Genomic DNA, 13,576 nt, shown 5'->3' on the forward strand with positions numbered 1-13,576 from the left:
ATAATAAAAATTATTCTTTCATCATTTCCATAATATCTTCACGATAATATAATCCTATAACAAGTATTATCAATAGTACTAATCCGCCAACACCAATAACCCTAAATGTCTCATCATCTACAGATAAAGTTTTAGCAGCGGCACTTTCTGGAGCATTAGAACCTTGACTTGGTGAAGAGCTAGCTGAAGCAGAACTAACAGATGCACTGACACTTCCAGAACTCCCAGAGAATACACCATTGGAATTAATAGAATTTGAACCTGAAGATACACCAGAATCTCCAGAGCCAGAACTAGAACCAGAACTAGAGTTTGAAGAAGATCCAGATTCATTTTCATAACTGCTATGATTTGAATTCTGATCAGTGTTTGAATTAGCAGATTCCATAATAGGGCTTAATAAACTTTTATAAAACTCTTCATAATAAGCCATTTCTTCAGAATCTATATTCTCAAATTGGCCCCAATCGCCGAATTGGCGATTATCTTCACCTACATTTAAAGAACTACTAGAACTACCTTTTCCTCCAGCACCATTTGAACCAATATCTAAAAATGCTACAGAATTAATGAAATTAACAGTGTAAGAACGTCCATTTACATTTAAAACAGCTGAAAAATTAGGTAATCCAGAAACAGAATTCCCATGCCTATCAACTACTGAGAAATAATATTTACTTCCACTTTGACGAGAACGAACATTAAAACCATATTTCATACCTACTCTATAACATTTATTCTTTGCAAAGTTCTTACCAATGCTTACAGCTTTATCTCCTTTATTTTGAAGGTCCAATACCCCATTATATGAGAAGAAGTTATTTTCTAAATTAAAATTACCTTTTGTCCCTAGGAAATCATAATCAAATAAAACTCCCACTCTAGCATTGCCAGTTACGAGATTCTTATTAAAGGTAAAATTATTAATCCAGCCCTTTATAATTACGCCATCTCCATTATCATAAATAGTGTTATTTATTATAGTTACATTATTAACAGAATAAGGAAAATCAATAGCAGTGTACCATTTTCTTATTATATTCTCTTTTACTAATACATTACAAGCATTTTTACCGAAATATATTCCAGTAGCTTCTTTACGTCTATCATTAGCAATCATATTATTATTAAGTATACTGATTCCTTTTTTGCTACTAATCTCCTTTAAATTAATTCCAATATTACCTCCATCCTTTGGACTTATATTATTTTTAGAAATAGTAATTCCTCCAGATTTAGAAATATCTATTGCAATTTTAAAACTTGAAAAGACATTATTTTTTATAAAAGAATCGTAAACTTCATTAAAAATTATTGCATTCCTTTTTGTAGATATTTTATTTCCAGATATTGTAATAGAAGAAACACCCCTTGCATCTACAAAAAAACCAACTGAATTAACCCTAAAGCCACTTATATTAGTTCTAGACCCTCCTTGTAATATAGTAAATAGTGGAATATCAAAGATATTATTTATTGTTGTACCAGATTTACTTATAATATTTAAAGGTTTAGAAATTTTTAGATAAATATTATCATATGAGGAAGCTGTAAACTGAATTGTGCTTCCAGCTACAGCACCATCAATAATTTTTTGAATATATTCATTAATAGAACCACTATAGTAACTTGCATCTTTAATTATAATAGTTTGAGGACTTGATAATAAAGAAGAGGTAGAACTTTGCGATTTAGTTAAAATTACATTATTAAAATTGGCTATAGTTGAATCATCATCAGTTAAACTAGAAGATAAGATATTTTTAGATAAAACCGCATTACTTGAATCATCATTTTCAGATAAGTCTGAATCTTCGATATTAGAATCATATAATGAATTATCTAAACCATTAGAACTTTCTTGTTTATCAATAGAATCATTTAAATTGATTAAATCCTCTTTAGAATTAATAGAATCTTCATTAGAATTTAAATCTTCATTTAAACTAGAACTTTTTAAATCTTCATTTAAACTAGAACTTTTTAAATCTTCAGAGCTATCTAATAAAATATCTGAGGAAGTATCTGATGAGAAATCTGAGGAAATGTCAAAAGATGCATCAGACAAATTATTATCAGATGTTGCAACTACAGATCCAAGACTTGTGAAGAATATTAAGAATATTAAAATCATTAATATTCTCTTTTTAATAGATTCACCTCCCCAAGAAATAGAATATGGATTAACTTTTTAAAATTTTAACAGCCTAATACATTAATTAATCTTCATATCACTTAAAAATAAGAAGAATATCTTTAAATTTTTAATATTTTTAATAATCATTAATGTTTATTTTCTAAAATAAATAAAATTATTTAAAAATAATTTAAAAGAACTAAAAATATAATCTTATTTAATAAAATACCTTAATTTAATAATTTTTAAAAAGATATTTTTTTCTAAATATAAAGTTATTGTGAACTGTAGTTTATTATTTAAAATATAAATAAGTTTCTAAAAACTGCTTGACAGTGATTTTTAAAAAAAATAATATATACGAATGTATATGATGTATATAAACTTCTATAAATATACGAAAATTATTAAATTAAATTAAAAAAAATTAAAAAATTATTTTAAAAATAAATCAATGGGAAAATAGATTTCAATTAGTTTAATTTTAGATAAAGAATCAAAAATTAATATAAATCTTTTAAATAGTAAAACAATGAAAATAATAATTGATTTAATAAAATAAATAGCATTTTAATAAATAATAAGTAAAATATTTAATATATCAAATGAAAAAAATAAACGATAAACTTTATATTACATATCGAAAATAAATATAAATACTAATATGAAAAAATTTTATTTAAAAAAATTCTCATTAAAACATTAAAAAAATTTTTAATATAAAAAATTTTGTAAATGAAAAAAATGCTGAATTTTAAGGTTTTTTAAGGTTTAGTTAAAAAAGTGAAATAAGATTAATATTAGTGTAAATTGTATATTTTTAAAATTTTTTAATTATTAAAAGTTTTGAATCTTTAGAAATTAAATATTTAAAATTTTTATTGTTAATTCTTTTTAAAAAATATCTTAATTTAAAATATTTTAAATTAGAATTTAAAAAAAAATAGATTTTTTAAAAAAAAATCTGGGGAAAATTAAGGAGAAAAAATATGAATAAAAAGATAATTTTACCTCTCTTCTTAGTGTTATTAGTTGCGATTTCTGTTTCTGCAGTATCTGCAGAAGCAACAGATGAAGCTATTGTAGCTGATGCTGGAGCAGATGAAACCATAGCTAATGCTGGAGCAGATGAAACTGTAGCTGATACTGGAGTAGATGAAGCTGTGGAAGAATCTGCAGATAATCCTATTTTAGCAGAAGGTACAGATAAAAATGGAACAGATATCCAGGATAAAATAGATAATGCTGAAGATGGAGGAGAAGTTGACTTAGGTGAAAACCAAGTTTATAATGTTGAAAATCAAGTTTTCAACTTAACTAAAAAACTCATTATAAAAGGTAATAATGTTACTATAAAAGCAAGTGGTGCTGCTCAAGGAGGCGTTGGAGCACTTTTCATTGCAAATGTAGCAGGAACTGAATTTAAAGGAATTACTTTCAAAAACACTGATGGCCCTAAACAATATGGTGAAACTATTTCAGGTTATGCTATCCAATTAGCTATTGAGAATGGAACTGTAGACAATTGTAAATTCATTGATTGGAGTAGTGGTGTTTATGGTAGAGGAGCATCATTCTGTACTATTAAAAATTCTTACTTCAATGGTTCTTCCACAAAAGTTACTAATGGCGGAACTAAAGAATCTGGTACCAAGGCAATTAACCTTATGGGATCTCATGATATTACCATAACTGGTTGTACATTTGACGGACAAGTTCTTGATGGTATTTCCATTGCAAGTAACTCAGGTAATAATATAATAACTGACAATACCTTTATTGAAAACTGTTATGCAATTTACTTCGGTGGAGCTTCCACTCAAGGATGTGTAATTGCAAACAACACTTTCACAAGATGCGGATACTGTAAAGATGAAAATGGAAATATAATATTTAAGAATTTACCAGTGCTCAGTACACAAAAAGCTGCAAATGGATACATTGTAGCAGACAATACAATTGAAGCAGGTGAAGGATCTATTTTCCTTAAAGCAGAATCCGGTAACACCGCACATGGATACCCAAGTTCCATCGGTGATATAAATATTACTGGAAATACTTTAACTGTAGCAGCTGGTGCTAATGCTGAATCAATTACTTTTATCTATATTTTAACTAATAAAGGAGAATTAAACCCATATGCACCAATTAACATTAGTGGAAACAATATTGTAGCTGGTGTAACTCCTTTAACCGTATGGTATGCAGACTGGGGTAGTGAATCTGACCCTGTAATTCCTGCAGCAGACAGTGTTGCTACTTCTATAAACATTAAAGAGATTTCAACTGCTACTAAAAAAGTCACTATTCAATTAGTAGATGTAAATGGTGAAGCTCAAGCTGGAAAAGAAATTTCTTACTCTATTAATGGTGGAGCAATAAAAACTGCTGAAACTGATGCTGATGGTCTTTTAACTATTGATGTAACTGAAGATGGCATAGTTGCTCTTGCATTTGCTGGAGATGAAAAACTTAAACCTACAGAAACTAGTATTAACTTTGTTGCTACTGTAACTAAAACTACTCCTACTATTACTGCTAGTGCTATGACCACTACTGCAAAGATAGGAAAATACTACACTGTAACTTTAAAAGACTCTACTGGAAAAGCTTTAGTAGGACAAACTGTAACATTTATCTTCAACGGTAAAAGCACTAATGTAAAAACCTATGAAAGAGGTATTGCAAAAATTAATATAAATCTTGCAACTAAAGGTAACTACCCAATTACCATTTCTTACCTTGGAAATGATAATAATAATGCAGTTGTAGCAGTTAAAAACATTAAAGTAAATGCTCAAGCTACTAAGGCTGTATTTAAAGCTAAAACCTTTAAAGCGAAAGCTACTAAAAAAGTATCCTTCACCCTTAAAGATGCTAGCGGTAAAGCTATTAAAGCTAAAAAGATTACCTTTAAAGTAAAGGGTAAAACCTACACTGCAAAAACCAATGCTAAAGGTATAGCTACTGTAAAAGTCAAACTTACCAAAAAAGGTAAATACACAATAACTGCAAAATTCGCAGGAGACAATACTTACAAAGCTATTAGCAAAAAAGCAAAAATCACAATAAAAAAATAAACAAAATATTACACTAGTTTTTTGAGTATTATACTCAAATAACTAGTTTTTATTCTTTTAAAACACTAATTTTAACTATTTTTATTATCCCATAAAACAAACCCCATATACATTACTTAGACTATTTTTCAAATATATTAATTAAAATCATAAACTCTTAACTATTTTTATAATGAATCAATTAAAATCATAGACTATTAACTATTTTTACCAATACTACTAATTCATTAAACCATAATTAAAAAAAAAAAACTTAAAAAAGTTAAATAATTAAGAAAATCTTTTAATATAAGAAAACCTTTTAATATAAGAAAATCTTTTAATATAAGAAAATCTTTAATAAAAAATAAATATAATGATATAAATACATTTACATATTGATAATAAATATAAATGAAAATATTTATTTTAAGAGAAAAAAACAAAGATATAAAATGAAAAAAATTAAAAATCATAAAACTATTAAATTTTATTATTTTAAAAAGTAGGGACTAAAATGAAAGATAAAAGCATTATATTAATTTCTTTTCTTCTAATATTAGTAATATTTAATATACAAGCAGTTATAGCAGAAGATATAGGAGAAATTAACATTGAAAAAAATCAAAATTATAATGAATTAGCAGTCAGTAATGATGCAAATTCCGATAATCAAAATAATAACATTCAAGAGAATATAAATGAAAAGTCAAATATTGTATTAAACTCAAATAATGGAAATTATAATAATGAAAAACATAATAGTGAAAATACTCTAAGTTTAGACAATAATAGAGTTCTAGATGAAAATAAAGAATTAACTGATGATACAGAAATTGCTAAAACTGAAGAGAAAAACTTAAAAAGTTCTAATTTAGATGTAAATTCTTTACAATCCACCATAATAATAGATGGAACAGCACACAATCAAATGAATAATCCCACCATCCAAAATGCAATAGATAGTGCAAAAGCAGGAGATACTATTATCATCACAGGAAAGGACTATGTTCATTGCCATTTTATAGTTAATAAAAAACTAACAATTATAAGTGAAGTTGGAACAGTGATGAGTCCATGCCCATCAAATACTAGTGGGTCTGGTGCATATGGAATATTTTACATAAGCCCAGAAGCAAGTGGAACTGTATTAAAAGGGTTTGTATTAAACAATGCACTAGAAAACAATGATGATTATGGAATTTATATAAAAGGATCAAGTAATGTTGAAATTATTAATTGTACAATAAATAAAACTACATTAGGAGATGGAATAAGAATAGAAAATGCTCAAAATATCAAAATTAGTGATTCCCTTATAAAAGAATCAAATATTGGAATAAACTTAATTAATTCTACAAAAACCACTATAAAAAACAATAACATTAGAAATAATAATTTATATGGAGTTTATATAGCTAATAATAACCAGAATACTACAATTGATACAAACAATATTACTTATAATAAAGGATTTGGAATAAGTGCAATTTCAGCTAACTACATTTACATAATAAATAATTTTATTGCATACAATCAAAAAAATGGAAGTGGTGCAGGAGTTTATATTAACTGTAATATTACAAAAATTGAAATAAAAGGTAATTTCTTTAAGCAAAATGGACAATATGGAGTTTTAAACGATTATCGTGTAAGAAATATGGATGCAAAAGCTGGAGCTGAAAAATTAGAAATCGTAAATAACAACTATTTTTTAGGGCACAGTGAAAGAACCATATACCATTTAGACTATAAACCATTTGATGGTGGAGAATTTAGCTACAATAGTGAAAACGATAGTTTTATTTATGTAGGTGAAGGAAATGGAAATTACACCCTAGATAAAAGTGTTGTATATTTAGGATATGCATTCTTTGAAGATGAGATGATTTGTGGAGCTACTCTCTATAAAGCACCAAATACAGCTTGGAGTGAAGGTAATTATAAATTAAAAATCAGTGAAATAAGTCAGGTTAAAAAAGGAACTTATCAAATATCCATTGTAGATAAAAATGGAAATATAGCTAAAGACTTTAGTTCAATTTATGTAATATTTTACCTAAATAAAAATAATAAAGCTAGTGAACCTCAATATGGTGATGTTTATAAAAAGGTTTTAATGAAAAATGGTACTGCAACAGTTAGTTTTAGTGAAAAAGATTATTTAAAAAGTGGAAATCAATTGCTTGCAGTATTCCCCGGGCTTTATGAAGATTATACAGTTAGAGAGAAACTTTACAAAACTTATAATATACCGGATTCACAAATTCCCGAAGATATCATTGCAACAAAAATAAGTATTTCCAATATGAATACCTATCCACAATCTGGAGCATCATTTGAAGCTATACTAAAGGATAATTATGGAATTCCTTTAGCTAAAAAAACTATTAAATTAAATCTAGATGGTAAAACATATATAAAAACCACAGATGCAAATGGAAAAGTTAAATTAAAAATCAAGCTATCTAGTGAAAAAACTTATACTATCACTGTTAGTTTCGATGGTGATGAAGAATATAATAAAACTAGTGCAAAGGCAAAGATAGTGGTTAAAAAAACTAGCCAAAAAATAATAAGTTCAAATAAAGCATTTGCACCAAATAAATCTAATTATTATAGCATTACTTTAAAGGATGGAAATAATAAAGTAATTGCAAATAAATATGTGAAATTTATAATTAACAAAAAAACATACACCGTTAAAACAAATAGTAAAGGAATAGCTAAAATAAAAATTAAATTATCTAAGAAAAAAACATATAAAATTACTGTAAAATCATCAGCAACAAAAAAATATAGGGCAATTAGAAAAACAAGCAAAATCACAATAAAATCATTAAAACAAAAAATTACATGTTATAATAAAAGATTTGCTCCAAATACAGTGAATTATTACAGCATCAGCTTAAAAGATCAAAATAATATTGTAATAGCTAATAAAAAAATAACTGTAAAAATAGGAACCAAAACTTATAAAAAGAAAACAAATAAGAATGGAATAGTTAAAATTAAAATTAAACTATCTAAGAGGAAAACTTATAAAGTAACTATAAAATCTCCAAAAACTACACAGTATACTGCTAAGGCAAAAACAACTAAGATTGTAATTACTAGTTTAAAGCAGCGGATAAGAAGTTCTGATAAAAAATATCTCCCAAAAGCAGGAGCTTATTACAGTATTAGCTTAAAAGATGAGAATGATAAATCAATAGCTAATAAAAAAGTTAAATTTACTCTTGATTCAAAAACTTCAACTGTTAAAACAAATAGTAAAGGAATAGCTAAAATAAAAATTGACTTAACTACTGATAAAGTTTATACTCTAAAAATTTATTCCCCTGGAACAAATAAATATAAATCAGCTACAAAAACAAATAAAATCACAATAGAAAAAGGAATTCCAAAATTAATAAGCTTCGATAGAACCTTTTCAAATAATTCTAGAGATGAATACTCCATTTATTTAAGGGATTACAATGGGAAGGCATTAAGCAATGGAAAGATAATCTTTACAATAAATGGGAATACTTATAATAAAATTACCGATTCAAATGGTACTGCAAAACTTAATATTAATATTAAAAACCCTGGAACTTACAAATTAGTAAGTAAATTCTTAGGGGATGTTAAAAATAAAGCTATAAGCAAAACTAATTCCATAACAATTAAAGAAGGATCAAATATAAGTTTTATAGATAAAAACCTTCAAAATAGTGAAATCCAAAAGATCATTGCCAGTTGCCCTAATGGAAATACAGTTGAATTTTTAGGAAAAACATACAGTAATATTAACTTAAAAATTAACAAAGAAATAAGTCTGATTTCTAATGTTGGAACTACATTAAATGGATTATCAAAAAGGCCTGTGCTTAATATAAATTCAAATAATGTAAATATATCTAATTTTTTAATTATTGCTAATTCAATTAATGGAGAATCTGATGGAATTCTAATAAATAACTCTAATAATGTAAATATATTAAATAACAGCATTATTAATAGATTAAATCCAAATAAAATCAATGATTACAATAACGGAAGCACTGTATTACCTGGAATTGGAATAAAAATATTAAATACTAAGAATGTTAATATAAATAAAAACATTGTTAATTCCTTTGAAAGTGGAATATATAACGAATACTCTAAGAATTTATCTATTAAAGAAAATGAAATTAGATTAAATAATTATGGTATCAAGTATGGATTTGGAAGCAGTAATACTGAAATTATAAACAATACTATTATTGATAATATTGGATGGTATACAGAGGAAGTTCCAGAAGGCCCAAGAGGTTATGGACTATTCCTTAATAATTCCGCAGTAAATATTACCATAAAAGAAAATAACATTAGTAATAACTATATGGGAATATCTGTTGATTCTAATAATAGTACTGGAATTGTAATTAGAAGCAATTTAATTGCAGATAACTCTCTTGAAGGAATAAGATTTAATGCAGCTTATGACCTTGCAGAAGATTGTGTAGAACCAATTGTAACTGACAATGCAATTTATAGAAATGCAGAAGGTCCAAGTATGATGATTCTTGGTGAAATGAGTGCTAATCCTGAAGGAATTTACGGGCCAGGACAATGGAATGAAAGTTTAAGATTAAAAATTGGTCCTAATTGGTATGGTACAAATAGTCTTATCACTTGGGATTATGAAACTGGAATCGTTGGTGTTGGAACAATGTGTCCAAGAATTAAAACAAGTGAGATAAAATTTGAAACACTTGAAACAGAAAATCCAGGAACTTATAAAATCAATTTCTATAAAGATGGAGAATTAGCTACTAACCTTGCTAGTTTTGATATCTATGCTACATTAAATAGAAATACTGACATGCAAACAGAAGTTCACTTTAACATAATCAATGGAACTGGAACTTTTAGTTTTAATAAAGATAATTATAATGAAAACAATAATACTATTGAAATTTCTGTAGGTTCTTTAATTAATGTAGTAGATAGAATATATTCTGTTGTTTATGCATATAATGTCCCAGAAAGTGAAATACCAACTTAAAATCTTAAATAAAATATTTAAAAAATTTAAATTAATACTTTAAAAAAAATATTTAAAAAAATATTTAAATAAATACTTTAAAAAAATATTTAAATAAATACTTTAAAAAAATATTTAAATAGAATAAGTTTTTACTTATTTTATTTTTCTTTTTTTATAAAATCACTTGTATGATAAATATTGAATATTAGTCTATTGTATAGATATAGATTAGCTTATGCTTAATAATCAAGTTTTATATTAATCTTAATTATTTTAATTTATTTCACAATTAAATTAAATGAAAATTATAAAACTATCAGATAAATTTACTTATTTTTAATTTAAAGCTTATTGAATTTATAATGAAAAATAGATTTATTAAGTATAAAATAGTTAAAAAGAAAAAATAGAAAAAATAGTTTAACTAAAACTTTATAAGAAAAACTTGAATAAAATTTTAATCCAAGTTTTTTAAAAGTTTGGAAATACTTTGATTAGCCTTTTTTAAAAGTTTGGAAATACTTTGATTAGCCTTTTTTAAAAGTTTGGAAATACTTTGATTGGTCTTTTTTTAAAAGTTTGATTTGCTTATTCATCAATTATCTCGTAATATGCTCCTTCTGCACATGATACACATACTGGTTTTCCACCACGATTTAGATGTCGGCCATCAGTAACTTTTTCACCACAAACTGAACAGAAAACACTTGTATGAGGCTTACCAGGCATCTGAGAAGGTTTTAAATCAATACGAACTTTTTCTGTATTGAATAGCTCTTCAGCAGGAGTTCTTTTAAATCTTTCAATCATTTCATCCCTAGTTTCTCTAATTTCTTCCTGTTTATTAGCATCTGCATCAGATACTCTAATAGCTTCACCAGTTTCCATATTATAGAAAGTTACTGCAAATTTACCGTAGTACATTTGTTTCAATGATCTTTTACCCATAGAACATTTAGTAACAGATTGAACTGCATCAGACATACATCTATCAATTTCTAAAAATACAATAAGATTTTTATGACGTTTGTTTAATTCAAATCCCATTAATTCCATACCATACATTGCAAGTTTAGTACCAATAGCTATTCCACCACATATTTCCCCATGAAATTCACCAGCTTTAGCTAATTGTTCCTCATAATCTTCTACACTTACCATTTTTACACCTCATAAATATAAAATTCAGTTTTATTTAAATAAATATTTTAATCATTTAACTTTTTAAAATAACTTTAATAATAATCTAATTAAAGTAATAAATAAAATTTTTTAATTAATTTTTAATCTCTTTTAATTAATATCTTTAATCTTAATCTTTTGAATATTTCTTTGAATAATTAGTCATAACTAATTCTAAATCAGTTTTTAAGGGAACACATATCTTCCTATTATTTTCTAATTCAATGAGATTTACATCAATTCCATAAGCTTTATTTAAATTTTCTTCAGTTAAAACATCTTCAGGACTTCCAAAATCAATGAATGATTTATCTTTCATAATAGCTACTTTATTAGCTGCTAAAAATGCATGATCTGGATAATGGGAAGACATTATAACTGCAAGACCAAGATTGGATAGTTGTTCAATAATTTCAAGAAGTTTAATCTGATTACCAAAGTCTAAGTGATTTGTAGGTTCATCCAATATAAGCAAATCTGGTTCTTGAGCTAAAACTCTTGCTAAAAATACTAATTGGTGCTCTCCCCCACTTAAATTAGTATAGGTTTTATCTTTTAAATCCTCGATTCCGAGAGTTTTAAGTGCATTAATAGCTATTTCCTTATCTTCCTCTCTGGGAGATGAGGTTAAATTAACATAGGGAGCCCTTCCCATTAAAACAACATCAAATACAGTAAATGGAAATGAAGGGATATGGCCTTGAGGAATATAACCTACTAGCTTTGCAATATCATTAAATGATAAATTATTAATATCTTCCCCATTTAATAAAACAAGCCCTGAATTAACTTTATGCAGGCCATTTAAAGTTTTAATTAATGTAGTTTTACCTGTTCCATTTGGCCCTAAAATACATAAAACATCCCCCTTTTCTATTGAAAAATTAATATCTTCAAATACTATTGGAGAGTTTTTTTCATAAGAAAATGAAACTTCCTTAACTTCAACTAACTTTGCCATAAAAACACCACATTAAATCTATATAAAACTAATTCCACTCAGAATAACCTCTTCTAAGTAAGTAAAGGAATATTGGAACACCGATTATTGCAGTTAATATACCTATAGGAATTTCAATTGAGATAAAAGTTCTTGAAATATTATCAATTAATAATAAGAAACTTGCACCAATACTTAAAGAAGCAGGTAGGAGAATCTTATGATTGGGACCTACGATAATACGAGTCATATGAGGTACAACAAGCCCAATCCAACCAATAATTCCACTTATAGAAACTGCTGCAGATGTTACTAAAGTACAGGCTACAATAACAATCAACCTTAATTTTCCAGGATCCAATCCTAAAGATTGGGCTTCTTCATCACCCATAGATAAAACATTTAAATGCCATCTTAAAATCATTATTACAGTTACACCAATAAGTAAAGGAATGATAATCATAGATAATTTATTAAAATTAACTGCAGATAAACTGCCCATTAACCAATAGGTAATTTGAGGTAATTTATCATAAGGGTCTGCCATAAATTTAGTTCCTGAAATTAAAGCATTAAAGAATGCAGAAACTGCAGTACCTGAAAGTACAAGAAGAAGAATTCCTCCAGCCTTATATGATTTAGAAATTATATAGGTGATTGACACAGATACAATACCAAATATAAATGCAGATAATTGAATCAATGCATTTCCAGCATTTGCTAAAATAGCAATAGCTGCACCAAAACCAGCTCCTGCAGATACACCTAATAAATCAGGAGATACTAAAGGGTTTTTAAATATTCCTTGAAATGAAGCTCCTGCTAAAGATAGACAAGCACCAACAAGTAAAGCTGCAATAATACGAGGCAATCTAATAGTAAAAACTATAGAATTTAACTGGGGAGATACAGCTAAAGATGGAAATATTGGGCTAAGAATAGTCTTTATAACATCTATAGGAGCCACTGGATATCTACCTAACATAAATGATACAAAGAATAAAAACACAGGTAGTGCAATTAATAATAAGTAAATAATTAAATTATCGATATTTAAAGAAGAATTCTCACTCATCAATACAAATCCTTAAAATTGTTCATAATAAAAATAAAAGAGTAAAAAATTAATTTATTATTCTAAAAACCTATAAAAAAGATTTGAATAACTTATTAATTTATTATTCTTAAAGCCTATAAAAAATTAATTTATTATACTAGAAACATATGATAAAAAAGATTTA

The 13,576-nt window shown here is 26.3% G+C and carries 6 protein-coding genes; 2 read left to right on the forward strand and 4 right to left on the reverse strand.

The annotated features are described in order from the left end of the window. Nucleotides 1-10 precede the first annotated feature (10 nt). Nucleotides 11-2,134: a right-handed parallel beta-helix repeat-containing protein gene (locus tag BM020_RS02130; protein ID WP_074798021.1), complete on the reverse strand. Its 2,124-nt coding sequence runs from the start codon at nucleotides 2,132-2,134 to the stop codon at nucleotides 11-13. A 992-nt stretch (nucleotides 2,135-3,126) separates the two neighbouring features. Between BM020_RS02130 and BM020_RS02135 the strand changes: the two genes are divergently transcribed. Further along, nucleotides 3,127-5,217: an Ig-like domain-containing protein gene (locus BM020_RS02135; protein ID WP_067145120.1), complete on the forward strand. Its 2,091-nt coding sequence runs from the start codon at nucleotides 3,127-3,129 to the stop codon at nucleotides 5,215-5,217. Between the two features lie 496 nt (nucleotides 5,218-5,713). Beyond that, nucleotides 5,714-10,231, forward strand: coding sequence for a right-handed parallel beta-helix repeat-containing protein (locus BM020_RS02140; protein ID WP_074798023.1), 4,518 nt, complete (start codon nucleotides 5,714-5,716; stop codon nucleotides 10,229-10,231). Nucleotides 10,232-10,801: 570 nt separating this feature from the next. On the opposite strand, the gene BM020_RS02145 is transcribed toward BM020_RS02140, so the two are convergent. From BM020_RS02145 to BM020_RS02155, 3 genes are all read right to left on the reverse strand, one after another. Next, a complete protein-coding gene (locus tag BM020_RS02145; RefSeq protein WP_067145115.1) occupies nucleotides 10,802-11,374 on the reverse strand; it encodes an FmdE family protein in 573 nt (190 codons plus the stop codon). A 151-nt stretch (nucleotides 11,375-11,525) separates the two neighbouring features. Next, nucleotides 11,526-12,356 carry an ABC transporter ATP-binding protein gene (locus tag BM020_RS02150; RefSeq protein WP_067145113.1) on the reverse strand — a complete coding sequence of 277 codons (831 nt, stop codon included), beginning with the start codon at nucleotides 12,354-12,356 and terminating at the stop codon, nucleotides 11,526-11,528. 28 nt (nucleotides 12,357-12,384) lie between these two features. Beyond that, nucleotides 12,385-13,410: a FecCD family ABC transporter permease gene (locus BM020_RS02155; protein WP_067145110.1), complete on the reverse strand. Its 1,026-nt coding sequence runs from the start codon at nucleotides 13,408-13,410 to the stop codon at nucleotides 12,385-12,387. Nucleotides 13,411-13,576: the final 166 nt, after the last annotated feature.

The organism is Methanobrevibacter olleyae (assembly GCF_900114585.1).
Lineage (GTDB): Archaea > Methanobacteriota > Methanobacteria > Methanobacteriales > Methanobacteriaceae > Methanobrevibacter > Methanobrevibacter olleyae.

Bases quoted from the DNA above. Each gene is read 5' to 3' on its own strand.
- BM020_RS02155 (WP_067145110.1), bottom strand. From the start codon at position 13,410: ATGAGTGAGAATTCTTCTTTAAATATCGATAATTTAATTATTTACTTA.
- BM020_RS02130 (WP_074798021.1), bottom strand. From the start codon at position 2,134: ATGATTTTAATATTCTTAATATTCTTCACAAGTCTTGGATCTGTAGTT.
- BM020_RS02140 (WP_074798023.1), top strand. From the start codon at position 5,714: ATGAAAGATAAAAGCATTATATTAATTTCTTTTCTTCTAATATTAGTA.
- BM020_RS02150 (WP_067145113.1), bottom strand. From the start codon at position 12,356: ATGGCAAAGTTAGTTGAAGTTAAGGAAGTTTCATTTTCTTATGAAAAA.
- BM020_RS02135 (WP_067145120.1), top strand. From the start codon at position 3,127: ATGAATAAAAAGATAATTTTACCTCTCTTCTTAGTGTTATTAGTTGCG.
- BM020_RS02145 (WP_067145115.1), bottom strand. From the start codon at position 11,374: ATGGTAAGTGTAGAAGATTATGAGGAACAATTAGCTAAAGCTGGTGAA.